The 25,728-nt window shown below is 71.6% G+C and carries 23 protein-coding genes and 1 tRNA gene; 11 read left to right on the top strand and 13 right to left on the bottom strand.

What is annotated here, in order from left to right; genetic code table 11:
- The first annotated feature begins 130 nt into the window (after nt 1-130).
- Together OV427_RS36115 and OV427_RS36110 are read left to right on the top strand one after the other, a co-directional pair.
- Entirely contained in the window at nt 131-583 is a 453-nt protein-coding gene (locus OV427_RS36115) for a GNAT family N-acetyltransferase (protein ID WP_267860772.1), read from the top strand.
- A gap of 445 nt (nt 584-1,028) precedes the next feature.
- Nucleotides 1,029-1,577, top strand: a complete 549-nt coding sequence (locus OV427_RS36110) for a hypothetical protein (RefSeq protein ID WP_267860771.1) — start codon at nt 1,029-1,031, stop codon at nt 1,575-1,577.
- A 167-nt stretch (nt 1,578-1,744) separates the two neighbouring features.
- Here OV427_RS36110 and OV427_RS36105 read toward each other — a convergent pair whose 3' ends face one another.
- The gene (locus tag OV427_RS36105; RefSeq protein WP_267860770.1) at nt 1,745-2,074 is read right to left on the bottom strand and encodes a hypothetical protein; all 330 of its coding nucleotides are present in this window, start codon (nt 2,072-2,074) and stop codon (nt 1,745-1,747) included.
- On the opposite strand from OV427_RS36105, the gene OV427_RS36100 reads away from it, so the two are divergent.
- Nucleotides 2,064-2,705, top strand: coding sequence for a hypothetical protein (locus tag OV427_RS36100; RefSeq protein WP_267860769.1), 642 nt, complete (start codon nt 2,064-2,066; stop codon nt 2,703-2,705). The two genes, OV427_RS36105 and OV427_RS36100, sit on opposite strands and share 11 nt — an antisense overlap.
- Before the next feature lie 144 nt (nt 2,706-2,849).
- Here OV427_RS36100 and lepB read toward each other — a convergent pair whose 3' ends face one another.
- The 3 genes from lepB to OV427_RS36085 form a co-directional block, all read right to left on the bottom strand.
- Nucleotides 2,850-3,515: a signal peptidase I gene (lepB, locus tag OV427_RS36095; protein WP_267860768.1), complete on the bottom strand. Its 666-nt coding sequence runs from the start codon at nt 3,513-3,515 to the stop codon at nt 2,850-2,852.
- A gap of 485 nt (nt 3,516-4,000) precedes the next feature.
- On the bottom strand, nt 4,001-4,372 hold the full coding sequence (locus tag OV427_RS36090) for a cupin domain-containing protein (protein ID WP_267860767.1): 372 nt from the start codon (nt 4,370-4,372) through the stop codon (nt 4,001-4,003).
- A 207-nt stretch (nt 4,373-4,579) separates the two neighbouring features.
- Nucleotides 4,580-4,783, bottom strand: coding sequence for a cold-shock protein (locus OV427_RS36085; protein ID WP_267860766.1), 204 nt, complete (start codon nt 4,781-4,783; stop codon nt 4,580-4,582).
- Between the two features lie 337 nt (nt 4,784-5,120).
- Between OV427_RS36085 and OV427_RS36080 the strand changes: the two genes are divergently transcribed.
- The 4 genes from OV427_RS36080 (at nt 5,121) to OV427_RS36065 (ending at nt 8,200) form a co-directional block, all read left to right on the top strand.
- Nucleotides 5,121-5,630 (top strand): periplasmic heavy metal sensor, encoded by a 510-nt coding sequence (locus tag OV427_RS36080; protein ID WP_267860765.1) that lies wholly within the window; start codon nt 5,121-5,123, stop codon nt 5,628-5,630.
- 48 nt (nt 5,631-5,678) lie between these two features.
- Nucleotides 5,679-5,942 (top strand): hypothetical protein, encoded by a 264-nt coding sequence (locus OV427_RS36075; RefSeq protein WP_267860764.1) that lies wholly within the window; start codon nt 5,679-5,681, stop codon nt 5,940-5,942.
- Between the two features lie 15 nt (nt 5,943-5,957).
- Nucleotides 5,958-6,638, top strand: a complete 681-nt coding sequence (locus tag OV427_RS36070; protein ID WP_267860763.1) for a response regulator transcription factor — start codon at nt 5,958-5,960, stop codon at nt 6,636-6,638.
- Nucleotides 6,639-6,859: 221 nt separating this feature from the next.
- The gene (locus OV427_RS36065) at nt 6,860-8,200 is read left to right on the top strand and encodes a HAMP domain-containing sensor histidine kinase (RefSeq protein WP_267860762.1); all 1,341 of its coding nucleotides are present in this window, start codon (nt 6,860-6,862) and stop codon (nt 8,198-8,200) included.
- Nucleotides 8,201-8,257: 57 nt separating this feature from the next.
- On the opposite strand, the gene OV427_RS36060 is transcribed toward OV427_RS36065, so the two are convergent.
- From OV427_RS36060 to OV427_RS36035, 6 genes are all read right to left on the bottom strand, one after another.
- Nucleotides 8,258-9,742: a lipase maturation factor family protein gene (locus OV427_RS36060; RefSeq protein ID WP_267860761.1), complete on the bottom strand. Its 1,485-nt coding sequence runs from the start codon at nt 9,740-9,742 to the stop codon at nt 8,258-8,260.
- 13 nt (nt 9,743-9,755) lie between these two features.
- Nucleotides 9,756-10,622, bottom strand: a complete 867-nt coding sequence (locus OV427_RS36055; protein ID WP_267860760.1) for a carboxypeptidase regulatory-like domain-containing protein — start codon at nt 10,620-10,622, stop codon at nt 9,756-9,758.
- An 86-nt stretch (nt 10,623-10,708) separates the two neighbouring features.
- Entirely contained in the window at nt 10,709-11,578 is an 870-nt protein-coding gene (locus tag OV427_RS36050; RefSeq protein ID WP_267860759.1) for an ABC transporter permease, read from the bottom strand.
- Nucleotides 11,575-12,564 (bottom strand): ABC transporter ATP-binding protein, encoded by a 990-nt coding sequence (locus tag OV427_RS36045; RefSeq protein WP_267860758.1) that lies wholly within the window; start codon nt 12,562-12,564, stop codon nt 11,575-11,577. The genes OV427_RS36050 and OV427_RS36045 overlap by 4 nt, the downstream gene beginning before the upstream one ends.
- Nucleotides 12,565-12,591: 27 nt before the next feature.
- A complete protein-coding gene (cyoE, locus tag OV427_RS36040; protein ID WP_267860757.1) occupies nt 12,592-13,476 on the bottom strand; it encodes a heme o synthase in 885 nt (294 codons plus the stop codon).
- 315 nt (nt 13,477-13,791) lie between these two features.
- Nucleotides 13,792-16,182, bottom strand: coding sequence for a tetratricopeptide repeat protein (locus OV427_RS36035; protein WP_267860756.1), 2,391 nt, complete (start codon nt 16,180-16,182; stop codon nt 13,792-13,794).
- Between the two features lie 204 nt (nt 16,183-16,386).
- On the opposite strand from OV427_RS36035, the gene OV427_RS36030 reads away from it, so the two are divergent.
- The 4 genes from OV427_RS36030 to OV427_RS36015 all read left to right on the top strand — a co-directional run bounded on the left by OV427_RS36030 (nt 16,387) and on the right by OV427_RS36015 (nt 21,878).
- Nucleotides 16,387-16,462: transfer RNA gene (locus OV427_RS36030), tRNA-Ala, on the top strand.
- 106 nt (nt 16,463-16,568) lie between these two features.
- The gene (locus tag OV427_RS36025) at nt 16,569-17,195 is read left to right on the top strand and encodes a DUF2760 domain-containing protein (RefSeq protein WP_267860755.1); all 627 of its coding nucleotides are present in this window, start codon (nt 16,569-16,571) and stop codon (nt 17,193-17,195) included.
- A gap of 17 nt (nt 17,196-17,212) precedes the next feature.
- Nucleotides 17,213-19,075 carry an Hsp70 family protein gene (locus OV427_RS36020; RefSeq protein ID WP_267860754.1) on the top strand — a complete coding sequence of 621 codons (1,863 nt, stop codon included), beginning with the start codon at nt 17,213-17,215 and terminating at the stop codon, nt 19,073-19,075.
- A 25-nt stretch (nt 19,076-19,100) separates the two neighbouring features.
- Nucleotides 19,101-21,878, top strand: a complete 2,778-nt coding sequence (locus OV427_RS36015; protein WP_267860753.1) for an Hsp70 family protein — start codon at nt 19,101-19,103, stop codon at nt 21,876-21,878.
- A gap of 113 nt (nt 21,879-21,991) precedes the next feature.
- Here the strand turns inward: OV427_RS36015 and OV427_RS36010 are convergent, their stop codons facing one another.
- The 3 genes from OV427_RS36010 to OV427_RS36000 all read right to left on the bottom strand — a co-directional run bounded on the left by OV427_RS36010 (nt 21,992) and on the right by OV427_RS36000 (nt 25,709).
- On the bottom strand, nt 21,992-22,369 hold the full coding sequence (locus tag OV427_RS36010; RefSeq protein ID WP_267860752.1) for a hypothetical protein: 378 nt from the start codon (nt 22,367-22,369) through the stop codon (nt 21,992-21,994).
- Between the two features lie 228 nt (nt 22,370-22,597).
- Nucleotides 22,598-24,409 (bottom strand): bifunctional metallophosphatase/5'-nucleotidase, encoded by a 1,812-nt coding sequence (locus tag OV427_RS36005; protein ID WP_267860751.1) that lies wholly within the window; start codon nt 24,407-24,409, stop codon nt 22,598-22,600.
- Nucleotides 24,410-24,455: 46 nt separating this feature from the next.
- Nucleotides 24,456-25,709 carry a myxosortase-dependent phytase-like phosphatase gene (locus OV427_RS36000; RefSeq protein ID WP_267860750.1) on the bottom strand — a complete coding sequence of 418 codons (1,254 nt, stop codon included), beginning with the start codon at nt 25,707-25,709 and terminating at the stop codon, nt 24,456-24,458.
- Between the last annotated feature and the right edge of the window lie 19 nt (nt 25,710-25,728).

Here is a 25,728-nt window from a genome sequence, read left to right as displayed (position 1 = left end):
CCACTCCCCTACCCCGCTCAGCGCATCGGGAATCTCCACTGGGGCGCTGAGGCGGGAGGCGCAGCAGCGCCCCCAGCGTGGATCCCCTGGCTAGAATCGGCTCGTCACTCGGCTCACGGAGACTCTCTTGGTGACCCTGCGCAACGTAACGGATGATGACCTCCCGATCTTCTTCGAGCACCAGCGGGACGCAGTCGCGCTGCACATGGCCGCATTCCCGTCGCGGGAACGCGATGCCTTCCTGACCCACTGGCGCACGAACGTTCTCCGCCCCGAGAACGTGAACCGCACCATCGTCGTCGACGGATGGGTCGCTGGGTACATCGGCACTTGGGAACAGGATGGCAAGCGGCTCGTCGCCTATTGGATGGGTCGCGAGCACTGGGGCAAGGGCATCGCGACACAGGCGCTCTCGGAGTTCCTCGTGCTCGAGCCGAGTCGTCCGCTCCATGCATGGGTCGCCGTCCACAACGTTGGGTCGATCCGCGTCCTCGAGAAGTGTGGCTTCCGCACGGTGGCCCAGGAGAACCCGCAGCACGCGGACGGCGTTGCGGAGGTACTCATGACGCTGGGTCCGAAATAGCAGGAGCCGGGTACGTCCCGTGCGACAGCCGCTCTGCGGCATCCCGTTCCGGGCCTCGTGCTCACACTCCGCAACCGGGCCCCGGCCAGGATGGCCCGATTCAGGAGAGGTATCTCAACGCGATGACGTCTGTGCTGGTGAACTCGCCGGTCGAGCAGGTTGGAGATGATCTCCTCGTTCTCGGACCGCGGGTCGGCACCGCAGCCAGCCACCAGCGCGCCTCAGCGGACCCCGCGGACTGCTGCTCTCTTGAACATCGTTCGCTTTTGTCCTGATGACGTAGGCCTCCAATCCAATCAAATAGTGGAAATCACGTAATTCATGTTTAATCAGCCACATTTGCAATAGTGTTGCATCATCTCCGGGCCCTGGATTCCGCATAGTCGTCGTGCCGCGAAGGCCCGCAGCGGGTCTTCGCGTGCATCACCACCAGGAGCTCAACGCCATGAAGAACATTCTGGGTTGTGTCTTTGCAGCCGCCGTGTCGCTCGTCGCCACCGGGTGTGGAGTGGAGTCCGAAGCCCCGTCGATGAGCCGTGAGGCCGCGCTTCAGGAGGCCTTCCGTCACGACAACTTCCAGGCCACCTACCAGATGCTGGAATCGCGCGGCGACGTGCTCGAGCCCTCCGCGGCCATCGTGGAGGCGGAGGCCGGCGCGCTCGTGTTGCGCATCCCCGTGACGGGAGAGAGCAAGACGGAGCTGGTCTTCCAGCGCAACGGGGAGGACGTGCCCGTGGTCTCCGTGCGGCGCGAGCTGCCGGAGGAGGAGGACGTCTCCGCCGCGGCCGCCTGTGGCACCTACCTCAGCGCGAACTCGTGCAGCTTCGGTCCCTGGGACTCGAACTCGGACTGCGACAACGGCGCGCCGTTGTACAAGTATGACAAGTACACCCGCCGCTACTACAGCAACGGCCGGACCATTTCGTACGAGACCACCTGGTACGACTGTCGCTGGATGGCGCAGCCCAGCGACTGCAACAACACCTGCGGCTGAGCCCACGCCTCGCATCGCGGTGTCACGGCACCTGTTGCGTGCACGTCGCGCCCAGGGTCCGCTTCAAGCGCCAGCGTCCAGCGCCGCCGCCTCCATGTCCCGCTCCAGCGGGTGCATGGGGGCGGAGGGGCCTCGCGCTCCACGGCCTGTGTGTGACACACTTACAGTCAAATCACGCATTCGCAGGCTGTGGAGACTTCCATGGGTGTCGATTCCGTTGGCGGTTCAAGCTCCAGCAGGAGTTCTTCGTCGTCTTCCTCCTCGTCTGTGAATGACAGCGCCTCGAGCGCGGAGGCGGCGAGGGCCGCCGAAACCCAGAGGCAGGCGGACGCGGCCGCGGCGGCCGCGGCTGCGGAGAAGGCGGCGATTTCCGAGCGGCTCGCCCTGGACGTCAGCTCCTTCACCCCGGCGGCGGCGCCCAACGGAATGCCGTCGCTGACGGCCCCGCAGGTGACGAACGCGATGCTGGACCCGACGCCGGTCGCGATGAATGCCACGCTGACGGCGCCCAACTTCAGCGCCAACATGCTCCAGTCCACGCCCATGGGGCCGCTGGCGTCCTTCGAGCGGCCCGTGCCGACTCCCCAGCCGAGGCCCGCTCACCTGACCCAGGCGGCGACGACGGCCAACCTGACCTATGGCGCGAACGCCAACACGGCGGCCGTCAGCGCGCACTCGCAGGCGGTGCTGGCGGACATCATGGCCACCGCCGGCGTGACGTCGGCGACCATCACCAGCACGGCGCGGACGCCCGCGGACCAGGCGCGGGCCATGTACGACAACCTCCAGACCCAGGGCGTCGCGCGGCAACGGGAGCTCTACGGACGCTTCGGGGACCAGGTCATCGACGCCTACGAGGAAGCGGTGGGCGCGGGGCTGTCGCGGCCCGAGGTCGAGCAGGCCATGGTGGACAGAATCAACGAGCTGGGGCCCTCCAACGTGTCCCGGCACCTGGCGAACCCCGACCAGCTCAACGTCGTCGACATCTCCCCTCGCTCGATTCCGGCGAGTCAGCACGACGCGTTCATCGCCGCCATCCGGGCGAACCCCTCCGTGTCGAACTTCCTCGGGCCTGCCGACGGAGACCCGGCGTTCCACATCGAAATTCGTCAGCCGCAGCCGGAGTAGGCGGTCGCGAGCGCGCTGCCTCGCAGCCGGGCCTGCATGATAGGTGGACCCCGGCCCGCTTCACCGTGGGCGGCGCTCGACCTCAGGGACGGCGGGCTTGCGGAATCGAGGCGCCGGGGGATTGCTGCCCCGAGGCTCGTCGTCCTACCGCGGCTCCAGCAGCCGGGAGTCCTCGCTGCCCGGGGTGAGCGGCAGCCACAGGCGCTCGGTGCCGGAGAGCCCGTCGCGCGCGCTGTACACCACGGCCACCGCGCGCCCGAGCAGCCTGGCGCGCGGGACCAGGCCCCAGAAGCGACTGTCGGCGGAGTTGCCCCGGTGGTCGCCCAGCATCAGGTACCCGCCCGCGGGCACCTGCAGCGGGCCGAAGTCTGGGCCCTGGTCCTCCTCGGGCGACAGCGGGTGCGGCGCGCCGGGCAGCGCCTCGCGCCGCGCGCCCCGCGCGAGCGTCTGCTCCACCGGCGCGCCGTTGAGCCAGAGCCGCCCGTCGACCAGGGCCACGGTGTCGCCGGGCAGTCCGATGAGGCGCTTCACCATCGTCGTCCCCGTGAGCGGGTGGGCGAACACCACCACGTCGCCGCGGGTGGGCTCGCGCTCGGTGAGCCAGGTCTCGGTGAGCGGCACGCGCAGGCCATAGGCGCGCTTGTCCACGAGGATGTGGTCCTTCACCGCCAGCGTCGGCTCCATGGAGCCGGAGGGCACGTGGTAGTGGTCCGCGAAGCTGGCGCGCCCCACCAGCAGGAAGAGCAGCACGACGAGGTCGGGCAGGTGACGCTTCCAGCGGGGGGCGGGGCGGGACGACTTCTCGGCCATGCGGTCCTCCGGTGCTCGGGGTGACGCCCCAACCCGGACCCGCTCCCATCTCTTCCCGAGCGTGGCGGGCACGCCGTCAGGTTCATCACCGGGCGGCCGCGAATGACCTGCACCGACGTGCCTGTGCGGGCCCGGTCCACCAGGGCGAGCAGGTCGGAGGCCTCGTGCTCGAAGTACGCCGCCGACGCGCCACTGGACACGGTGCGCAATCGGGAGAGCACGGTAGACACGTCTCCCAGCGCGGGCAGGCCCACGGTGCCGATGGACGTCCAGGCCTCCGGGCGCTGCTGGAGGAACTCGTGAAATGCGACTCGGTGCCCTCCGCAGCCAGCGCGAGCAGCTCCAGGGGCCTGGTTCCATCCGCCATGCGGGCACCTGCGCACCGCACGGTGAAGGGTTTCAAACGACAGACTTCTCACGGAGGGCCGGGGCGGCCATCGCCTCCATTCCGAGGAGATGTCCGCCCTCTTCACCCGGTTCCGGCCTCACGCATTGGCGGGCTTCTTCTGCACGTCCTTGCCCTCGTCGCGCCCATGCACGGCGGCCGGAGGGCTGGTGGCCTCCACGGCGGAGAACGTCTCCAGGACTTTGTACGTGTGCGAGGAGCCGCGCGGCACCAGCCACGAGTCACCCGGATTGAGCAGGATGACCTGTCCCTCCAGGTGCAGTTCGGCGCGTCCCTTCAGCACGAAGCCCACCGTCTCGTAGTCGCGGGCGGTCGCGGGCGCGGGCTCTCCAGGAGGCTCGTCCTCCCACAGGCGCATGGACAGGCGGACGCCGGAGGCCAGGTACTTCTGCCCCAGCTCTCCCTTGGGAGAGTGCCGACTCTCGACCTTCTTCACGCTGGTGTCGCCCATGCCTGCGTCTCCTTCGCCTCGAGGCGGATGAATGGCGGCGGGTGCGCCGCGCTCCTGCCGTGAAGGTAAGGAAGGAGGCCGGCGTCGACGGGTGGACACCGCGAGGCCGCCTGCCCGGCAGGCCAGAGGCCGGAAAGACGAAGGCCCAGCCTCCCTGTGGGAGACCGGGCCTCGAAACCACCCATGGGTGGCCGCGGTGCGGAGCGGCTAGCTCGCCGCGCGGACGTTCTGGGCCTGCAGCCCCTTGGGGCCACGGGTGACCTCGAACTCCACCTTCTGCCCCTCCTGGAGGGTGCGGAAGCCATCCATGTTGATGGCCGAGTGGTGGCAGAAAACGTCCTCACCGTTGTCCTGCGCGATGAAGCCGAACCCCTTGGCGTCGTTGAACCACTTCACAGTACCGATTGCCATGTGACCTTCTTCTTTCTGCTTTGCGGCGGTCCGGACTTCCGGGCTGCCCGTGCGGAGCGGACATCGCCCCAACACCGAGACGACAATCCACCTCGGAGGTGGAAGTCCACCGGCCCCCGGCCTACCGGGCAGGCAGGCGTCGGACGGAAGACACTCCAAGGGAGGCGCGTCGCTCGTTAGGGAAAACCGACCGGGCGCTTCTCTCCATTCCGAGCCCGCATGGCCCCTTCACACTTCTTCACGGGGCTCGGGCGCGCGCTTCACACCCGCCTTCTACCTTTCTCCCCGTCAACAACGCCGGCCCTTCCCGGGCGCGGCACTTCTGGGGAGCAGCATCATGTTCGGATTCTTCTTCGGTACCGCATGCCTCGCGGGGCTCATCTTCACGCTGCGCGGCGGGCGTCACTGGCATCACCATCATCACCGCGGCACAGGGCGCTGGGGCCGCGCCCGGCTGCGCTGGCTGTTCGAGCGCCTGGAGACGTCTCCCGGCCAGGAGAAGGTCATCGTCAAGACGGTGGAAGAGGTGACGGAGGCCTTCGCCAAGGTGCGCGACGAGGTGGGCCCGAGCCGCACCGCCCTCGGCAGCGCGCTGCGGGGCGAGCACTTCGACGGGGACGCGCTGCGCGAGCTGTTCGCGCGCCATGACGTGGCGCTCGACAACCTGCGCCGCACGGTGCAGGGCGCGCTGTCCCAGGTGCACGAGGCGTTGGATCCGCGCCAGCGCCGCGAGCTGGCGGACCTCATCGAGCACGGCTTCGGCTACGGCTGGCGCGGCGGCTACGGCGGCCATGGCCGGTGCGGCGGGCGCGGCGGCTGGCGGGGGCATGGCGAGCAGATGGTCTGACCCGCTCCCCATGACAGCCGTCTTCATCAACGCAAAGGAGAACGCACCATGCGCCGCCGCCTGCTGATTGTCCTGCTCGCCATGGGCACCGTCGGAGGCTATGCCTCCGGCTTCGCCCGCCTTGCCCACCACCGTCACCCCTGTCACTCCAGCGCGTGGGGAGAGCGCTGGGAGGACCGGGGGGAGAACCGCTGGGGCTCGCGGGGCCCGCGCGAGTCGTGGGAGTCTCGCGCGCCCAGGGGGGCCCCGGCCCCGTCCGCCGCAGCTCCCAGTCCCTCCGAGTCCCCCGCGCCTGGCGAGGGGGCGCGCTAGAGTCAGAGGCCGTACATGTCCACGCGAGTCCTGCTCATCGACGACGACACCCGGCTGTACGAGCTGCTCGCGCAGTACCTCGGGCAGAACGGCCTCAGCGTCACCCACGCGCCCGACGGTGGGCGCGGCCTGGCGGCGCTGGAGGCCGGGGCCTACGACGCGGTGCTGCTGGACGTGATGATGCCCGGCATGGATGGCCTGGAGGTGTGCAAGCGCATCCGCGCGAAGAGCCGCATCCCGGTCCTCATGCTCACGGCGAAGGGCGACGAGACGGACCGGGTGGTGGGGCTGGAGCTGGGCGCGGACGACTACCTGCCCAAGCCCTTCAGCCCGCGCGAGCTGCTGGCACGCCTGCGGGCGGTGCTGCGCCGCTCGCAGCCGTCGGCGGTGGCGGACCGGCTGGAGGCGGGAGGTGTGTCCATCGACGTGGCCGGCCGCGAGGTGCGCGTGGAGGACCGGCTGGTGGACCTGACGGGCCTGGAGTTCGACCTGCTGGTGGCGCTGGTGCGCCGGGCCGGGCGGGTCATCCCTCGCGACGCGCTGCTGGGCGAGGCCGGGCGCAGTGACACGGTGGTGGGTGAGCGCACGGTGGACGTGCACATCTCGCATTTGCGGCAGAAGCTGGGCGACGTCGGGACGCGCCTCATCAAGACGGTGCGCGGCGTGGGCTACGTCTTCGCCAAAGAGGGGCCATGAGAGGCCGCCGACGCGACTGGGGCCACGGGCCCGACTGCGGCCCCGACTGCGGGCTTCACGAAGAAGACTCCGGGCACGGGCCCGAGGGCGACGCCTCCGGACACGGCCCGGGACACGGGGCACAGGGAAGCGGGCCCTGGGGGCATGGCGGCGGGCCCTGGGGACCTGGCGGCGGTGGCCCCTGGGGACATGGGCACGGCCCCGCGGCCTGGCGGCGGCACATGCGAGCGCACGCGCGCTGGCGGCACCGGTACTGGCGCATGGGCCGGCTGGGGCACTTCGTGCGCGCGCGGCTGCATCGGCGCCTCTTCCTCTGGTTCGGGCTGTCCATCCTCGCCACGGGCCTCGTCGTGGTGACGGTGATGAACCTGGTGGGCGGCAACACGTGGAAGCAGGAGACCGACCGGATGCGGACCTTCGTGGGTCACCGCTTCGAGGAGGTCTGGAACGAGCCCGCGCGGCGCGATGCGCTGGTGCACTCCATCGCCACGGACCTGGAGATTGGCGTGGAGCTGCGTGACACCTCGGGCGCGTTGCTGGTGCGCGGGGGCGAGCCGTGCCGGCGCTCCGAGCTGAGCGTCCCCGTGGAGCGCGACGGCGTCCCGCTGGGGATGGTGCGGGCGTGCTACTCCCCCTTCCGGCCGAAGAACCCGCTCCGGGTGGCGCTGCCGTTGGTGCTCGCGGGAGCGGTGCTGTGGCTGGCCGCGGGCAAGCTGGCGCGGCGACTGGCCCGGCCGGTGGATACGCTGGTGAAGGCCACGGAGGCACTGGGCGCGGGGAGGCTGGACGCACGGGCCGAGGTGCTCCCGCACACCACGGGCGAGTTCGCGGTGCTGGCGGTTGCATTCAACGACATGGCGGGCCGCATCGAGAAGCAGGTGGCGGACCAGCGCGAGCTGCTCGCGGCGGTGTCCCACGAGCTGCGCACGCCGCTGGCGCGCATGCGCGTGCTGACGGAGCTGCTGCGCGACGGCGGGGGCAACCCGAGGACGCTGGACCAGGTGGACCGCGAGGTGGTGGAGCTGGACGCGCTGGTGGGAGAGCTGCTGGCCAGCTCCCGGCTGGACTTCGGGCAGCTCACGTCGCGGGTGCTGGACGGGCGCGCGCTCGCGGCGCAGGCGCTGGAGCGCGCGGGGCTGCCGGTGGAACTGCTCGACGTAGAGGCGACAGAGGCGGGCCTGCAGGGAGACGCGACGCTGCTGGGGCGGGCGCTGGCCAACCTGCTGGAGAACGCGCGGCGGCATGGCGCGGGCGCGGAGGCGCTGCGCGTGCAGGAGCGCGGCGAGCACCTGGCCTTCTTCGTGGACGACCGGGGCCAGGGGCTCCTGCCGGGCGAGGAGGTGCGCATCTTCCAGCCCTTCTACCGGAAGGACCGGGGCGGCGAGGCCCGTGAGGCGGGCTCGCTGGGACTGGGGCTGGCGCTGGTGCAGCGGATTGCGCGCGCCCACGGGGGCGAGGCCTTCGCGGAGAACCGCGCCGGGGGTGGCGCGCGGGTGGGCTTCACCGTGAAGAAGTCGGGTCCGCCCGGTGTCAGCACCCTGCCCCAGGGGACCGCAGCCTGAGCGTCGCGGAAGGAACGTTCATTCCGCGGCCGGGCCGTTCGGTCGAGCCCTCGCGAGTCACGGGGGCGCGACCTGGAGCTGGCCGCTCTCCACGGTGAGTGGCGGGCAGTAGGGGCCGACCGCCCGACGTGTCCACCACGCCCCCGTGCTGCGCCACGTCGCAAGGTCCGTGAAGCGGTAGTCGTAGACGACGGTGCGCACGTAGCGCGGGGGCGTTTCCGGCAGCGTGCCGCCACGGAAGAAGTCGCGCACCTGGGGCTCGCCCCGGAGCAGCGCGTCCTGGAGGCGCAAGAGCCACGGGTTGTCGCGACAGGTGGAAAGCGCGGCGAACCACATCTGCCAATCCAGCCGGGGCATGTGCGGCGCGGCCACGCGGGGTCGCTCATCCACGGGGCCCGGGCGCCAGCGCAGGAGGTACTCGTGCCACGTCTGCCCGTCGTCGCTGCCCTCGATGACGATTTCCTCGCGCTGCGTGGTCATCACCGCGAAGAGGCCGTAGGTGTTGATGCTGTTGAAGGGGCCCACCGCTTCGAGCACCGTCGACACCAGCGCCGGAGGACCCCATCGCGTGAGGCGACGCGCATCCTGTGACAGCGCGAGCACCGCATAGACACCGGCGAACACGGTGAACGCCGCGGTGCCCACGCGTGAGCGCGGCGCGGGTAGAGCCCCCTCCTCCCCGAGCTTCGGGACATGCAGCCGGCCCAGCACGCCATCATCGAGCGCGGCGAAACACAGCACGAGCGTCAACACGTTGAAGAAGCCATAGCTCCCGGTGGCGAGGATGCCCACCTGGAGCAGCGCCAGCAGCGAGGCCGCCGTGAGCCGCACGCGCCGGGGCCCGAAGAGGAAGAACGGCACCATCAACTCGATGATGAACATCGCCACCGCGCTGGCCCGCTGGAGCCCCACGGGGAGCTGGTGCGCGAAGTACGCCAGCGCATTCGGCAGCGGCTGCGTCCAGTAGTGGTACTCGAGCGCGGTGAAGTCGCGCCACGTCGGGTCGCCACTCGCGAGCTTCACGAGGCCGGACATCACCATCAGCCGGAACAGCAGGAAGCGGACGAGGAGCACCGCCTCACGACGCGGCTCGACTGCCACGCGCGGAGGCCACAGGTGTCCCGGTGTGAGCGGCAGCGAGACGAGCGCGGTCTCCAGCAGCAACACGTCCCATTGGAAGCTGAGGAACACGCCGCCCACGGTGGTGATGGACAGGTACGCGGCCCACGCGCCCACCAGGGCCTGGCGCGGCGCCACATTCACGAGCAGCAGCAGGCCGCACAGGAGACCCGCGATGCTCACGCCTTGCAGGGCCCCGGTTCCCGCCCCCGTGAGCCACAACAGCGTGGGCACGCGCAGCATGGGCTCCGCGCCGCCCAGATACTCACGGACCTGGTCGAGCCACTCCGCGGCGGGGCTCAACCCCCGTGGCCCGAGCAGCTCGGGCAACTGCGGGAGCAGCGAGGCGAACGCCAGACAGAAGACGAACCCGAGCCCGCGCAGGTACCACCACCGCACCCGCGCGAGCCCGTGCGTGCTCATGTCTTCGACACGCTCACTTCTTCGCGGCGGCGTCGGTCGCGGAGAAGGCGAAGGAGGCCTCGGCCGGCGCGTCGTCCTTCACGGTGACCTCGGCGGTCTTCGTGCCGAGCGACTCGTGCCAGGCCTCCACCGTGTACGTCCCGGCGGGCAGGCCCTGGAGGCTGAACGTGCCGTCCGCGCCCGTGGTGGCGAAGTACGGGTTCGGGTTCGTCACCACGAACGCCGTCATCCACGGGTGCACGTCGCACTTGAGCTTGAGCACCTCCGCGTCCGCGGGCAGGGTCTTCTGCACCTGCGCGCCAGACGGCGGCTGCGCGACGTTGAAGGCAGACTTCGTGCCCACCAGCCCGCGCACGTTGTGCAGCGTCCCGTCACTGTTCTTGAAGGCCACCGGCTGGCCGACCATCGCCCCCTGCACGCGCGGCACATAGGTGCACTTCGACTGGTCCACCAGCACCGGAGCCGTCGGCGCGGACGGCGCGCCCGGCACGTTGCCGCGCACGCGCACCAACACGTTCGCCAGCTTGCCGTCCTTCACCAGCACCGAGGCGTCCTTCATCGACATGCCCTCGCAGGCCGGGTCGTTGCTCGCCGGGATGTCGGCCGCGACGGGCGCCGTGCCGGTGAACGTCACCGTGCCACGCACCACGCCCTTGCCTGCGGGAATGGCTGGAACGGCGGGAGCGGCCCCCTGAGCGCCGGGCTCCTGAATGGGCGTGGCCGCATGCTGCTTCGCCTCGGGCGCGGGCGTGGGCGCGGCGGGCGGCGGGGTGGCGGCGACCGGAGTCGGAGCGGCCGGAGCCTCCTCCTTCTGGCAGGCGGGAAGGGCCAGCAGGCCCGCGGTCCCCAACAGCGTCAGACCGAGCGTGCGCAGCGTCATCGTGCAATCTCCTCGGGAAGCAGGTTCATCAGCCACCCCGTCGTACTGAACGGGGCTCCGGATGTCCAAGCCACGTGCGCCTGGGGCTACTCGCGCCGGCTGACGCTGAAGGCGGCCAGGCCCACGAACACGGTGGCGAAGGCGAGCAGCACCGGCACCTCGAGCCCCGCCACGGACGCCGGGCCCACGGCCGCGGATGCCTCCACGCCGTACAGCGCGCGCCGCACGCCCTCCACGGAGAAGCGCATGGGGTTGATGCGCATCACCCACGCAAGCCAGGAGCCAGCGCCCTTGAGCGGGAACATCGCCCCGGACAGCACCCACATGGGCAGCAGGACGATGCTCATCACCGCGTGATAGCCCGCGCTGGAGCGCACCCACCACGCCAGCGACATGCCCATGCCGGTCAGCGCCAGCGCGGACAGCACCATGACCGTCAGCAGCAGCGGCAGATTGAGCGTGGCCGCGCTCACCCCGGCCAGCGGGGCCAGCAGCAGGAACAGCGACGCCTGCATCAGCGCAATCGCCGACGAGCCCAGCGCCTTGCCCAGCACCACCGCCAGCCGCGAGCCCGGCCCGGCGAGCACCGCCTGGAGGAAGCCCTCGCGCCGGTCCTCGATGACGGTAATCGTCGCGAAGATGGCGCTGAACAACAGCACCATGGTGACGACGCCAGGGAAGAAGAACTGCTGGTAGCCCAGCCCCTGCGCGCCCTCCACGCGGAACGAGCCCGCGAAGCCGGAGCCGATGACGAACCAGAAGAGGATGGGCTGCGCCAGCGCGCCCACCACGCGGCTGGGCTGGCGGAAGAAGCGCACCACGTCGCGCACCAGCAGCACACGCACCGTGGCCCACTGCAGCGCGAGCGAGCCCGGTGCACCGGGAGCCGGCACCCGCGCCTCCAGCGACTGCGGAGCCTCCACGGGCGGAGGAGCGGCGGAAACCTCGGCGTTCATCGGCGTCTCCTCGGCGCGGGCTCGGCGGCGGGCTTGTCCGCCCCCAGCGCGCGCCCCGTGAGCTGGAGGAACACGTCCGCCAGTGTGGGCCGGCGCAGCGACACGGAGGTCAGCCGCCCGGCCGGGAAGGCCTCCACCAGTCGGGGCACCAGCGCATGTCCCTGCGTGGCTTCCACCTGCACCCGCCCCTCCACCACCTTCGCGTCCAGCCCCAGCCGCTCGCGCACCTCGCGCGCCAGCGTCTCCGGCTCGGCCGCCTCCAGCGTGAGGATGTCCCCGCCCATGCGCGAGGCCAGCGCCGCCGGCGTGTCACAGGCCACCAGCTTTCCCGCGTCCAGCACCGCGAGCCTGTCGCAGACGTCGGCCTCGTCCGCGCGGTGTGTGGTGAGCAGCACCGTGACGCCCTCGCTGTCGCGCAGCCGCTTCAGGTGCGCCCAGAAGGTGCGGAAGGCCGCCTCGTCCAGGCCCTGCGTGGGCTCGTCCATCAGCACCACGCGCGGCTGGTGCACCAGCGCCCGCGCCAGCTCCAGCCGTCGGCGCATGCCGCCGGACCAGATGCCCACCTTCTCGTCGCCCCGGTCCTGGAGGCCGATGAGCACCAGCATCGACTCCACCCGCTCGCGCGCCCGCTCGCCGCCCAGGCCGTACAGCCGGGCCCCGAGCATCAGGTTCTCCCGCGCGGTGAGCAGGTCATCCAGGCTGCTGCGCTGGAAGATGATGCCCATCTGCCGCCGCAGCGACGGGTCGCTCAGCGCCAGCACCTTCCCGGCGAAGCGCACCTCTCCCGCGTCCGGGGCCAGGAGCCCCGCCAGCACCTGGAACGTGGTGGACTTGCCCGCGCCGTTGGGGCCCAGCAGGCCCAGGATTTCGCCCTGCCGCACGGACAGGCTCAAGCCGTCCACGGCGGTGCGGCCCTTGAAACGCCGCGTGAGGCCCTCAATCTGGAGCAGCGGCGCCGGCGGGATGGAGACCGAGGTATCAGGCATGGGTGACTTCCCCCGGTCCCCTGCGCGCTAGCCGCGCGGGACGCGGTCGAGCGTCATCGCGGCGAACAGGACGGTGAGGTAGATGAGCGAATAGAAGAACGTCTGGCGCGCCCAGGGCTTCCCGAGCCGGCGGAAGAAACCCCACGCCCCCAGGCCCAGGAAACCCAGCCCCAGCAACACCGCCGCCGCCAGGTACCACGAGCCCGCGATGTTCAGCTGGAAGGGCAGCAGCGTCATCGGAATCAGCGCCACCAGGTAGAGCACCACCTGCGCGCGGCTGGACTCGTCCCCGCGCTCCAGCGGCACGGACTTGAGGCCCGCGGCCGCGTACTCCTCCTTGCGGAACAGCGCGATGGCGATGAAGTGCGGCATCTGCCACAGGAAGAGGATGGCGAAGAGGGCGAAGCCGCCCGCGTCCACCACGTTCGTCACCGCCGTCCACCCCATCAGCGGCGGCAGCGCGCCGGGCACCGCGCCCACCAGCATGGCGGCGGAGGTGCGCGCCTTGAGCGGCGTGTAGGCGAGCACGTAGCTGAGCAGCGCGATGAGGCCCAGGCCCGCGGTGAGCAGGTTGGCGCCCAGGGCCAGCGCCGGCAGGGACACCAGCGCCAGGGAGATGCCGAACCACAGCGCCACCGACGGCTCCATCCGGCCCGAGGGCAGCGGCCGGTTGCGGGTGCGCGCCATGAACTGGTCGCTGTGCCGCTCCCAGTAGCAGTTGAGCGCGTTGGCCGCGCCCACCGTGCCGGCCGTGGCCAGCAGCGTCACCAGCGCGCGCACCGTGCTCAGCGGACCGGGCGCCAGGAACATGCCGCCCGCCGTGGTGATGAGCACCAGGCTGGACAGCCGCGGCTTGGTCAGGGAGATCAGGTCGGACGCGGTCGTCGACAGGGACTCGGCACGCGCGTTCACACAGACTCCGGGGCAAGGCGCGACAGGCGGGCTGCCGACGCGGGAACGGCCTTCCCATACAGGCACCACCGGGGGGTGGGCAAGGACACGGCGCCCGGAGATGCCACCGGCGGACGGCTGCCCGCCGGGCAGCCCCTCCGCCGCGAGAGGCCGTCAGACCCCGTCTCCTGGTGCGTTCGGGAAAGCAAACGTCCGGGGCATACCGCCCGCCGGGGGCGCCTTCAACCACGGCAACGGGGCTGACCACGCGTCCTGCTGCCCGCGCGCATCAGCCCCGCTTGTCGCTACGCGGGCCCGAAAAGGGCCCGTGTCGTCTCAGCTCCCGGCCAGGGCGCGGGCGGCGTTGACATGCTCGCCGCTCGGCTCGCGCTTCAGGTACTCCTGGGCCAGCATCTTCGCCTTGGCGCCCTGCTTGGCGTCCTTCGACAGCAGGGTGGCGTAGAAGTAGTAGGCCGGGCTGTAGCCCTCGTCGGCGTTGAGGGCGCGCTGGTACGTCTCGTCCGCCTTCGCCGTGTCACCCTTGCCCTGGTAGACGCGCGCCAGCTCGGTGAGGGCCATGGCCGCGCGGTCGGCCTGGCCGACGAACTCCTGGCTCGCCTTCTCCAGCTGCTCCTGCGCCTTCGGCCAGTCCGAGCGCTCGCGGTAGATGGCGCCCATGGCCAGCCGCGCCTCGGGGTTCTTCGCCTTGGGGTCCTTCACCGCGCGCTGGTACTGGGTGAGGGCCTCGTCCAGCTTGCCCTGGCGGCGGTAGGCGTTGCCCAGCATGACGACGAGCTTGGGGCTGTCTCCCATCGTCTTGAGGGCCGTCACGAGCGCCTCGGCGGCTTCCTTCTCGCCACCCTGCTTGCCCATGAGGGCCTTGGCCAGCTCGACGTGGAACTGGGCGCGCGTGCCGTCCACGCGGATGGCCTTGCGAATCTCCTCGGCGGCCGCGTCGAAGTTGTTCTCCGCCAGCAGCCGGCGGCCCTTGATGAGGTGCAGCTCCGGGTTCTGCTTGTCGAGCGCGAAGCCGGTCTCCTCGCTCTTGAGCATCTCCGCGCGTGCCTTGTCCTTGTCCAGCGGCACGCCGGTGGCCTCGGACAGCTTCTGCTGCACATCCGGCTTCAGCGCCGCCATCTCCGCCGACACGCGGCTGATGAGCAGCGAGCGGGCCAGGTGCGCGGCCGCCAGCTGGCGCGGCGACGGCGGCGGGTCGGTCTCCAGCAGCTTCTTCAGCATGGTGTGGGCCAGCCCGTAGTTGGGCGAGTCCTGCTCCAGCATCAGCAGCGCGCGGCCCAGCAGCGACTCCGGGTGGTCCTTCTCGTACCGGAGGGCGAAGTCGTAGTTCTTCCAGGCGGTGTTGTCCTGGCCCAGGCGGCGGTACACGGCGCCCAGCCCCGCGTAGATGCGCGGGTCGTCCGGCGCCAGCACCTGCGCGCGCTCCAGGCTGTCCCGCCCGCGCTCCAGGTCACCGGCGTTCATCTGGATGAGGCCCTGCGTCAGGTAGAGCAGCGAGCTGGAGCGGCCCTGTGCGTCCAGCCCCTTCACCGTCTCCTCGAGCTTGCCCAGCGCTTCCTTGCCCTTGCCCCCGTACGTCTGGATGAGGGCCTCGGCGGCGATGAGGTGCGAGCTGACGTCCTTGCCCGCCTTGCCCGCGGCCAGGTGCTCCTCGGCCTTGCGGCGCGCGTCGTCGCCGCCGCCGTGCTCACCCCAGCGGATGGCGTACGCGTAGGCCAGGTAGCCGTGCGCCACGGTGGAGTCGGAGTCCACCTCCAGCGCCTTGTCCGCCGCCTCACAGGCCTTCTTGTAGCTGTCGAACGAGTCGCGCTTGAGCAGCTCGGTGGCCACGTCCAGCGTCTTCTTCAGCTCGCGGGCGCGCGCCTTCGCGTGCGACGAGTACCAGCCGTAGCCGATGGCGAACAGCGGGATGGCCACCAGCAGCGCCAGCGTCACCATCTTCCCGCCGCGACCACCCGAGGCCGGGCGGCGGCGCGACGTCGAAGGCTCGTCGTCCTCGTCCTCGTCCACCTCTTCCACCACCACCGGTGCGCGGCGCGGCTGCGGCGAGGGACGGGGCGCCGGAGCTTCCGCGCGGGCCGCGTTGGCACCGCCCGACGAGCGCTGCTGCGGAGCGGCGGCCGAAGTGGCCCGGGCCGTGGCGGAGGGCGCCGCCTGCGAGGCCCCCGTCGCCGCGACGCTCGCAAGGGCGGCGGCGGACTGCTGGGTGGCGGACGGAGCCGGGGGCGCGGCCGGCGTGAGCACCGGGGGCGCGGCCACGGGCGCGGGCGCCGCGGGCCGGGGCAGGTCGATCTTGTACTGCTGCAGGAGCGTCACGGTCTCCGGGTCACCCGGATCCGCGCCGTACGCCTTGAGCAGGTTGGCCTTGCCGGGCTCCGTCTCGCCCGTCTTCAACTGGAGGGTGCCGGCCATCCGCAGCGCGGCCTTGTCCTCGGGCTGCACATTGAGCGCGCCGAGCGCCTCTTCCAGCGCCTTCTTGTCCTTGCCCTGCTCCGCGTAGACGCGGGCGAGCAGCAGGCGCGGGTCGGCGGCGTTCGGATGCGCCTTCACCCCCTTCTTGCAGACGACCATCGCCTCCATGAAGCGCCCCATGCTCAGGTACGCCTCGGCGAGGGGTTTGTAGGCGGCGGACGAGGGATCGGAAGCGAAGGCGTGCTCCAGCTTCGCGAGCTCTGCCGGGCTCAACGTCTTAGAGGGGGAGATAGACATTACCGGGGGCGTTGAAGCGGGCGGGAAGGATACGCCTGAAACGAGGGGTTTTTATGGCATCCGCTGCGCGGCACGTCAATCGCAGGAATTATTGGCTGCGCCTTGCGCTTGACAGCATGAAAGGGGTCCGGTACTAGCCCGTTCCACTTCGGCGGACCCAACGCCGCCGGGGCGCAGCAGACGAGCAGTCAGCAGTCCGGTTGTGGGGGTGTAGCTCAGTTGGGAGAGCGTCGCGTTCGCAATGCGAAGGTCGTCGGTTCGATCCCGTCCACCTCCACCATGAAGAACCGAAGGGCCTCACGGGAAACCGTGAGGCCCTTTGCATTTGGGGCACTTCCCTCCATTTGCTGAATTGCAAAGCAGGCGGGCTTTGTTATCCGGAGTCGATGACCGACCCGTCCGCCTCCCTGTCGTTCTTCGCACGCTTCTGGCTCGCCTGGCTGTGCTTCTGGCGCTGCCTCGTGTCCCGCGAGTTCGCCCAGGCGGTGCTGCCGGCCAGCCGGGCCTACGACGCCGGCCAGCTCGCACAGCTCCCCGCCGGTGGCCCCGCGCCCGCCGCCCTGGCGAAGGAGCAGCCGAAGCCGGCGGTGGTGAAGCCCCCCGAGCCGCCCCCCGCCCTTGCACCCGAGCGCGAGCACGCCAGCGCCCTGTCCCTGCTGGGCATGCTCCAGCGAGAGGGCCGCTTCGTGGACTTCCTCCAGGAGAACGTGGCCGCCTTCTCGGACGCCGAGGTGGGGGCCGCGGCCCGCATCGTCCATGAGGGCTGCCGCAAGGTGGTGAACCAATACCTCACCCTCCAGCCGGTACTGCCGCAGTCGGAGGGGGACAGCGTCAAGGTGCCCGCCGGCTTCGACGCACAGCGCACCCGCCTCACCGGCAACGTGGCCGGCCAGCCGCCCTACACCGGGACGCTGCGCCACCACGGCTGGGTGACGACGGAAGTGAAGTTCCCCGCCGTGAGCCCGGCCATGGACCCGCGGGTGCTGGCGCCCGCGGAAGTCGAGCTCGCCTGAAGGAGTTCCAGTCCGATATGGCCCGCTATTCCATCGGCATCGACCTCGGCACCACGCACTCCGCGGTGTCCTACTTCAACCTCGAAGAGGGCAAGCCGCGGGGCCGCGCGCAGTCCATGCTGCCCATCCCCCAGCTCACCACCCCCGGTACCGTGGAGGCGCGCCCGCTGCTGCCGTCCTTCCTCTACCTGCCCTCCGCGCAGGAGTTCCCCGCCGGCAGCCTCGCCCTGCCGTGGAACCCCGAGACGGGCACCATCGTCGGCGAGTTCGCCCGCACGCACGGGGCCAAGGTGCCCACGCGGCTGGTCTCCTCCGCCAAGAGCTGGCTGTCGCACCCCGGCGTGGACCGGCGCGCGGCGCTCCTGCCCTGGCAGGCCCCGGAAGAGGTGCAGCGCGTGTCGCCGCTGGATGCCTCCGCGCGCTACCTCCGCCACCTCAAGGAGGCCTGGGACCACACCTTCGCCCGTGCGAAGGAGGAGCGCGGCAACGCGCTGGCCGAGCAGGACGTCATCGTCACCGTCCCCGCCTCCTTCGACGCGGCGGCGCGTGATTTGACGCTGGAGGCCGCCAAGGCCGCGGGGCTCCAGCACATCACCCTGCTGGAGGAGCCCCAGGCCGCGCTCTACGCGTGGCTGGAGGCCATGGGGGAGAACTTCCGCAGGCAGGTGCAGCCCGGCGAGGTCATCCTCGTGGTGGACGTGGGCGGCGGCACGTCCGACTTCTCCGTCATCACCGTGAGGGACAGCGAGGGTGATTTGGAGCTGCTGCGCGTGGCGGTGGGCGACCACATCCTGCTCGGCGGCGACAACATGGACCTGGCGCTGGCGCACACGCTCAACCAGCGCCTGACGGCCGAGGGCAAGAAGCTGGACGCGTGGCAGTTCAACGCCCTCACCTACGGCTGCCGGCACGCGAAGGAGACGCTGTACGGCGACCCGTCCATGGAGAAGGCGCCCATCTCCATCCCCGGCCGCGGCTCGTCGCTCATCGGCGGCACGCTGCGCACGGAGTTGACGCGCGAGGAGCTGGACCGCGTCCTCACCGACGGCTTCTTCCCGGTGACGCCCGTCACCGAGCTGCCGCGCACCGCGCGCCGCACGGGCCTCGCGCAGATGGCGCTGCCCTACGCGCAGGACCCGGGCGTGTCGCGGCACCTGGCGGCCTTCCTCACCCGGCAGGCGCAGGCGCTCGCGGCCAGCTCGGACGCGCCGGTGGACGTCAGCGGCAAGGCCTTCCTCCACCCCACTGCGGTGCTCTTCAACGGCGGCGTCTTCAAGGCCGGCCCGCTGAAGGCGCGCGTCATGGAGGTGCTCAACGAGTGGCTCGAGGCCGATGGCGGCCAGCCCGCCAAGGAGCTGGAGGGCGCGGACCTGGACCTCGCCGTGGCGCGCGGCGCCGCGTACTACGGCTGGGTGCGCCAGGGCCACGGCCTGCGCATCCGCGGCGGCACCGCCCGCGCCTACTACGTGGGCGTGGAGACGGCGATGCCCGCGGTGCCCGGCATGGAGCCGCCCGTGAAGGCGCTGTGCGTGGCCCCCTTCGGCATGGAGGAAGGCACGCAGGCGGACGTGCCGCCGCAGGAGTTCGGCCTCGTCACCGGCGAGCCCACCAGCTTCCGCTTCTTCTCCTCGTCCGTCCGCCGCGACGACAAGGTGGGCGAGATGCTGGAGGACGTGGACGGCGCGCTGGCCGACGGTGCCCTGGAAGAGCTGGCGCCGATTGAGACCACCATGCCCGGCCAGCCCTCGGCCTTCGGTGACTTGACGCCCGTCAACCTCCAGGCGGCGGTGACGGAGGTGGGCACGCTGGAACTGCGCTGCCTGCAGACGGATGGCCCGGGGCGCTGGAAGCTGGAGCTCAACGTCCGCATGAAGGAGTAGAAAGCCGTCCGTCAACCGGAGGCGTATGCGAATCGTTGGAATCGACCTGGGAACCACCCACTGCGCGGTGGCGTCCGTGGACCCCTCGAAGGGCGCGGGCGCCCCCGTGGAGGACTTCCCGATTCCCCAGCTCGTCCGGCAGGGAGAGGTGGCGCCCCGCGCGCTGCTGCCCTCCACCGTGTATGTGCCCGCCGGCCAGGAGCTGGCCGCCGAGTCGCTGAAGCTGCCCTGGGGCGATGACGGCGGCCCGTGGGTGGTGGGCGAGCTGGCGCGCTGGCAGGGCGCGCGCGTGCCGGGCCGCCTCGTCTCCAGCGCCAAGAGCTGGCTGTGCCACCCGGGCGTGGACCGCTCCGCGCCCATCCTCCCGTGGGGCGCTCCGGCAGACGTGCAGAAGCTCTCTCCGGTGGACGCCAGCGCCCTCTTGCTGACGCACATGGCGCGCGCGTGGGACTTCGCGCACCCGGATGAGCCGCTGTCCAAGCAGGAGGTGGTGATTACCGTCCCCGCCTCCTTCGACGAGGCGGCGCGCGCCCTCACGGTGAGCGCCGCGCGCAAGGCGGGGCTGGAGAAGTTCACGCTCCTGGAGGAGCCGCAGGCGGCCTTCTACGACTACACCGCGCGCCACCGGACGGGCCTGGAGCAGACGCTCTCCAACGTGCGGCTGGTGCTGGTGGTGGACGTGGGCGGCGGCACCACGGACTTCACACTGGTGCACGCGGGCGTCTCGCCCGAGGGGCCCATGCTGCGGCGCCTCGCGGTGGGCGACCACCTGATGCTGGGCGGCGACAACATGGACGCCGCCCTGGCCCGCCGCGTGGAGGAGAAGCTCTTCACCGACGGCCGACGCCTGTCCGCCACGCAGTGGACGCACGCCATCCAGGCCGCGCGCACCGCGAAGGAAGCGCTGCTGGGCAACGAGCCTCCCGAGAAGTACGGCGTCTCACTGGTGGGCGGGGGCAGCCGGCTCCTGGGTGGCACGCTGTCCACGGAGCTGTTGCGCGACGAGGCGCACGCGCTGGTGCTGGACGGCTTCTTCCCCGCCTCCGCGCCTGGCGAGCGCCCGCGCCGCGCCGCGCGCATGGCGCTCCAGGAACTGGGCCTGCCGTACGTGCAGGACCCGGCGGTGACGCGGCACCTGGCGGCCTTCCTCGCGCAGCACGCGGCGGCGGGCTTCGCGGCGCTGGGCGAGGCGGCCCCCGCCGAGGGCGCCCTGCCCCGCCCCGACGCCATCCTCCTCAACGGCGGCGTCTTCAACTCGCCCCAGATTTCCGAGCGGCTGGTGCTGGCGCTCTCCGCGTGGTGGCCCGGCGCGCCGCGCATCCCCCTGCTGCGCCACACCTCGCTCGAATTGGCGGTGGCGCGCGGCGCGGCGTACTACGGGCTGGTGCGGCGCGGGCATGGCCTGCGCATCGGCGGTGGCGCGGCGCGCGCGTACTACGTGGGCCTGCAGCGGCCGGCGGACAGCGCGGAGCAGCCGGCGCTGTGCCTCATCCCCCGCGGCTTCGAGGAAGGCCAGAAGGTGGACCTGGGCGAGCGCCCCTTCACGCTCACCCTCGGGCGGCCGGTGCAGTTCCAGCTCTACTCCACGACGAGCGACCGCATCGACAAGCCGGGAGACCTCGTCCCGCTGGCGGAGGACTTGAAGCCCCTGCCGCCCATCCACACGCTGCTCAAGGGCGCCACCGGCAAGGTGGCGGAAGTCCCCGTGCACCTGCAGGCCGCGCTGACGGAGATTGGCACGTTGGAGCTGTACTGCGTCTCCAACGTGGCGGACGAGCGCTGGCGGCTGGAGTTCGAGCTGCGCGGCACGGGCGGCTCGCACGAGCTGACCGTCACCGAGTCCATGCCCGCGCGCTTCGTCGAGGCGAAGGACAACATCGAGCGCGTCTACGGCAACAAGCCGCTGCCCATCGGCCCCAAGGACGTGAAGCAACTGGGGCGCACGCTGGAGAAGGCGCTGGGCCCGCGCGAGACGTGGCGCGTGCCGGTGCTGCGCGAGATGTGGAGCACCCTGTACGCGGGCGCCAGCAAGCGGCGGCGTACGGAGGACCACGAGCGCGTCTTCTACAGCCTCACCGGCTTCTCGCTGCGCCCGGGCTTCGGCTACCCGCTGGACGGCTGGCGCTCGGAGCAGACCTTCAGCCTCTTCGACGCGCTGGTGCAGCACCACACGGACAAGGCGGTGTGGACGGAGTTCTGGGTGATGTGGCGCCGCATCGCCGGCGGTCTCACCGAGGCGCAGCAGCAGAAGCTGTACGCGTACCTCCAGCCGCACCTCGCCCGGAAGGTGCCGCCGGACGCGCCGCCCGCGGGGAAGCTCAAGGGCATCCAGCCAGAGGGGCTGGAGGAGATGGTCCGCACCGTGGCCTCGCTGGAGCACCTGTCGCCCGGGGACAAGTCCGAGGTGGGCGGGTGGATTGCCTCGCGGCTCAAGGCCGAGGCGAAGTCCGGCGGCCCGTGGGCCTGGTCCCTGGGCCGGCTGGGCGCGCGGGTGCCCCTCTACGGCAGCAGCCACAAGGTGGTGGACGTGGAGACGGCGGAGGCGTGGCTCACGCTGCTCCTCGACATGGACCTGAAGAAGATTGACGGCGCCCCCTTCGCGGCGGCGCAGCTGGCCCGGCTCACCGGGGACCGCACTCGGGATCTGGACCCTGCGCTGCGCGAGCGTACGGCCCGGGAGCTCGCCGCGGCCAAGGCGCACGAGGCCTGGGTGCGCATGGTGCGCGAGGTGGTGGCGCTGGAGGCGGCGGACGAGGCCCGGGCGCTCGGCGACACGCTGCCCGCCGGACTCCGGCTGTCCTGAGGCGACTTCCGGGCGTTGTGACCGGCGAGGTCGCGATCATCCCGGTCAGATCCCTCCCGTCAGGTCGGCCGGGAGGGCCGCCCCTCGGGAGCGTGGCTCAGCGGTGGATCAGCTCAGCCCTGCACGGCGACAGCGGGCGGAGCGGCTTCATCCGCCTTGGCGACGACCTGGAGCACGGGCGCGGGGGCCTCGGGGGCCTTCACGTCGGCGTCCTTGGCGGCCTTGGACTTCTTGGAGCCCGCGCCCGAGCGGCAGGTGCGGCACCAGGGCTGGTTGCGGATGGCGCCATCCGCCATCTTCCGCAGGCCGAACTGGGCCAGCGGCTTCAGGGTCCGGCACTTGATGCACATCAGCGAGATGAGCACCTCGTGGCCGTCCGCGTCGTAGACGGCGGACTTGCGCCGCTTGCGCGGCTGGCCCTGCCCCGGTTCACGCTGCTTGGCCTTGTCGGGCGCAGGCGGCGCCATCATCGGGGTCACTTTGTAGAGCATGTCAGTCCCTCCCACTCACGCGCGCCAGCACTCGCAGGCCCAGGCAAAGGGCCACCTCGGTTCAGTCGCTCGCGTGCCCTAGACTAGGGACTCTTCCTCCCGTTGAAAACTGATCCAAGGCCGAAAAATCGGGCCCTGGCGCGTTTCCGCTGATCTTACGCCGGGTTGGCTCTCCTCGTTCAGTCCCAGCGGATCACACAGGGACTGAATTTTCGGCCCCGGCTCCCTTCACCGCGCCGCGCCAGGACAGGCCGCGACACCGGTGTAGCGCACGCGACCCACCGGGGGCATGGGCAGGACTCCACCCCGCGCCTTCCCGTAGGCGATGACGGCGTCGCGCAGGTCCATGCCGCGCACCGGCGTGAGGTCCACGCGTTCGGGGGGCAGCGTCCGGACGAGGGGCGCTAGGCCGTCTCCGCCGCGGGCGAGGAAGTCCGGCAGCGCCACCCGGTACGTCTTCCCCGGCTCCAGCGCCCCGCCTCCCGCCAGCGTCACGCCCTGCAGCCGCTGGGGCCCCGGGCAGTTCGCCAGCGTCAGCTCCAATCCGGAGACGGGGAAGACGGCGCCCCGGTCCGTGGAATGGGCCAGCTCCAGCAGGCGCCGCAATTCCGCGCCGCTGAGCTGGAGCACGGCGACGGTGTTGTCGAAGGGCAGCACCTCGTACATCTGGCCGAAGGTGAGCGGGCCCGCCGGCAGGTCCGCGCGGATGCCTCCGGGGTTCATCAGCGCCACGTCCGCGCGGGCCACGTCGCGCAGGGCGTCCGCGAGGAGGTTGCCCAGCGCGCTCTCCGCGTCGTAGCCGCGCGTCAGGGGCGCGGCGGCGGAGATGCCGAGCGGGCGCAGCTGCGTCTCGCGCGCCATCTTCAGTGCCGGCGCCAGCAGCGCCTCCACCTGGGCGTCGGGCACCACCGGCGCGCCGAGGAAGGTGGCCTGCACCAGCTTCACGTCCGGCTGCGCCTTCAGCCGGCGCGCGTCACACGTGCCGCTGACCGCGTCCACCTTCGCGCAGAGGGGAATCGACGCCTGGAGGCGGGTGCGCTCCGGCAGCACGCGGCGGCCCGCCGGGTCCACGTACAGCTCCACCACGCCCAGCGAGCGCGCCTGGCCCGACGTCTCGATGACGGGCACGCCCTTGTAGAAGACGCCCAGGGGCTGGTGCGTGTGCCCGGCCACCACCGCGTCCACCGTGCCCGGCGGCAGCCCATCCAGCATGTCGAGAATCTCCGAGTCGCCCCTGTCACAGGTGGACGTGTCGCGCGGGTTCTTCACGTCCGGGCACTTGCCGCCCGCGTGGGCGACGACGATGACCACCTCCGCGCCGCGCGCGCGCAGGGAGCGGGCCGCCTCCAGGGCGGCGGGCGCCAGCGGCAGGAAGCGCAGGGACGCCACGTTGACGGGGTTGGTGGCCTCCGGCGTGGACTCGGTGGTGAGCCCCAGCAACCCCACCTTCACGCCCTTCACCGTGACGAGGGCCGTGCCGTCATTGCCCGTCCACGCCGGGCGCTGGCCGGTGGCCGCCTCGCGCAGGTTGGCGGACAGCAGGGGGAAGCGTGCCTGGGCGACGCGGGCCTTGAGGGCGCCCAGCGAGTCCTCGCCCGGGCCCTTCGCCAGGGTGCCCGGCCCCACGGGGCCGTAGTCGAACTCGTGGTTGCCGATGGCCGCCGCCGTGACACCCAGGTGGTTGTACACGTCGACGACGATGGCGCCCTCCGTGAGGTTGGAGGGGAGCGTGCCTTGGAAGAGGTCCCCACCGTCCACCAGCAGCACCCCGCCCGGGTTGTCCGCGCGCAGCCGTGCCACGTAGGCCGCGAGCGTGGCCGCCCCACCCTCCTCCACCACCTGCCCGTCCTTCAGGACGGTGCGGCCGGGCTCCACGTGGCCATGGAGGTCGTTGAGCCCCACCAGCGTGAGGCGCACGGCTTGCGCCGACGCGGCGCTCGCGGTGGAGCCGACGCCGCCAGGCGTGGACTTGGGAGGGGTGCTGGCGCAGGCGGCGGCAACGGCCGCCAGCGCGACGAGGACGGGACGCGGGGAACGCATGGAGCCGCGCACTTCAGCGCGGCGCGCTCCCCCTGGCAACGCGCTTTCAGCTCCGGCGCCGCCGTCCGGCCAGCGCCAGGGCAAGCAGCCCGAGCAGCGCCGAGGCGGGCACCGAGGCCGTGGCGCACGAGCAGCCGCTGTCGTCGTCCGCGTCACCGTCGCCGGGCACCGGCAGCGGCTGGGGCCGGACGTCGGGGCCGGCATCCGTCCCGCCCGTCCCCGCGTCCGTCCCGCCGTCGGTGACCTGCCGCGTGTCGATGCGCAGCGGCGGGTTGAAGGCGTTCGCCACCGCCGGCCAGGACACCAGCTTGAGGTTCTCCGCGGGAGTCTCGACGCCGTCGTGCGCGACGAAGAGCCCGTCCGGGAAGTCCGGCCCCACCGGACGCGACGCCACCGCCAGGGCCACCGGGGCAACCACCGCGTCGATGCCGCCGTCCGACGCCACCACCTGGAACGAGCCCACCAGGGATTCGGAGCGGCGCTCGAACACGGCGAACGCGCCCGAGGCCGTGTCCGCGACGAGGATGTAGCCCTCGCCATTGCTCGCCCGGTACAGGCTCACCCGGCCCACGTCGGTGTTGAGCGCGGCTCCCACCGAGGCCACCTTCAGTCGCGTCTGACCACCATCCGCCTCGGCGGAGTAGCGCCACAGGCCCTGCCCCTCCTCGGTGACGAACAGCCGGCCCGTCTCCTCATCCGCCACCACACCGGCGATTCCGCCTCCCGCCGTGGCGAGCACGCGCGCCGGGAGGCCCGTCACCCCACCATCCGCCCCCGTCAGCTCGAACTGCTCGAGCCGTCCCCCCGCGGTGCCCGCGAAGACGTAGAAGCGGCCAGAGGTGGGGCTGCGGTAGAGCGCCACGGTGGAGTACTGCGTGCCGGTGAGGAAACCCGCGATGCCGATGCGCACGACGCGTTCCGCGCCGCCCGGGTCCAGCCGGTACGCAACCAGCCCATTGAAGGTGGTGCTGGCCGCCACCACCAGCGTCCGGCTGCCCCCCGCCAGGGGGAAGTCGTCGTGCACGGCCACGCCCTGGACCGGCCCGTCCAGCTCCGCCTCCTGCTGCGCCCCGTCCATCCCGAAGGTGACCAGACCCGCGTTGGCATTGTCGTACGCGGTCAGCAGCAGGCTGGCGCCGCCGTCGGCCGGGTTCACCCACAGCGCGACGTCCCGGAGCGCCCCACCGGTGACGGCCGGGTTCGGCTGGGTCTCCCGGACGGGCACCACGGAAACGGGCTGTGCGGACACGGTCGCACTCGCGAGCAGCGCCGCCAGGGCCAGGGGAAACGGGTTGGTCATGACGGGCTCCTCGCTCATC

Source organism: Pyxidicoccus sp. MSG2 (genome assembly GCF_026626705.1).
GTDB lineage: Bacteria > Myxococcota > Myxococcia > Myxococcales > Myxococcaceae > Myxococcus.
The sequence above is the reverse complement of the archived record's forward strand: the minus strand, read 5'-3'. Positions and strand labels throughout refer to the sequence as shown.

Bases quoted from the DNA above. Each gene is read 5' to 3' on its own strand.
- OV427_RS36035 (WP_267860756.1), bottom strand. From the start codon at position 16,182: ATGTCTATCTCCCCCTCTAAGACGTTGAGCCCGGCAGAGCTCGCGAAG.
- OV427_RS36025 (WP_267860755.1), top strand. From the start codon at position 16,569: ATGACCGACCCGTCCGCCTCCCTGTCGTTCTTCGCACGCTTCTGGCTC.
- OV427_RS36065 (WP_267860762.1), top strand. From the start codon at position 6,860: ATGCGAGCGCACGCGCGCTGGCGGCACCGGTACTGGCGCATGGGCCGG.
- OV427_RS36010 (WP_267860752.1), bottom strand. From the start codon at position 22,369: ATGCTCTACAAAGTGACCCCGATGATGGCGCCGCCTGCGCCCGACAAG.
- OV427_RS36085 (WP_267860766.1), bottom strand. From the start codon at position 4,783: ATGGCAATCGGTACTGTGAAGTGGTTCAACGACGCCAAGGGGTTCGGC.
- OV427_RS36100 (WP_267860769.1), top strand. From the start codon at position 2,064: ATGAATGCCACGCTGACGGCGCCCAACTTCAGCGCCAACATGCTCCAG.
- OV427_RS36005 (WP_267860751.1), bottom strand. From the start codon at position 24,409: ATGCGTTCCCCGCGTCCCGTCCTCGTCGCGCTGGCGGCCGTTGCCGCC.
- OV427_RS36075 (WP_267860764.1), top strand. From the start codon at position 5,679: ATGCGCCGCCGCCTGCTGATTGTCCTGCTCGCCATGGGCACCGTCGGA.
- OV427_RS36050 (WP_267860759.1), bottom strand. From the start codon at position 11,578: ATGAACGCCGAGGTTTCCGCCGCTCCTCCGCCCGTGGAGGCTCCGCAG.
- OV427_RS36110 (WP_267860771.1), top strand. From the start codon at position 1,029: ATGAAGAACATTCTGGGTTGTGTCTTTGCAGCCGCCGTGTCGCTCGTC.
- OV427_RS36020 (WP_267860754.1), top strand. From the start codon at position 17,213: ATGGCCCGCTATTCCATCGGCATCGACCTCGGCACCACGCACTCCGCG.
- lepB (WP_267860768.1), bottom strand. From the start codon at position 3,515: ATGGCCGAGAAGTCGTCCCGCCCCGCCCCCCGCTGGAAGCGTCACCTG.
- OV427_RS36060 (WP_267860761.1), bottom strand. From the start codon at position 9,742: ATGAGCACGCACGGGCTCGCGCGGGTGCGGTGGTGGTACCTGCGCGGG.
- OV427_RS36070 (WP_267860763.1), top strand. From the start codon at position 5,958: ATGTCCACGCGAGTCCTGCTCATCGACGACGACACCCGGCTGTACGAG.
- OV427_RS36080 (WP_267860765.1), top strand. From the start codon at position 5,121: ATGTTCGGATTCTTCTTCGGTACCGCATGCCTCGCGGGGCTCATCTTC.
- OV427_RS36045 (WP_267860758.1), bottom strand. From the start codon at position 12,564: ATGCCTGATACCTCGGTCTCCATCCCGCCGGCGCCGCTGCTCCAGATT.
- OV427_RS36055 (WP_267860760.1), bottom strand. From the start codon at position 10,622: ATGACGCTGCGCACGCTCGGTCTGACGCTGTTGGGGACCGCGGGCCTG.
- OV427_RS36090 (WP_267860767.1), bottom strand. From the start codon at position 4,372: ATGGGCGACACCAGCGTGAAGAAGGTCGAGAGTCGGCACTCTCCCAAG.
- OV427_RS36000 (WP_267860750.1), bottom strand. From the start codon at position 25,709: ATGACCAACCCGTTTCCCCTGGCCCTGGCGGCGCTGCTCGCGAGTGCG.
- OV427_RS36015 (WP_267860753.1), top strand. From the start codon at position 19,101: ATGCGAATCGTTGGAATCGACCTGGGAACCACCCACTGCGCGGTGGCG.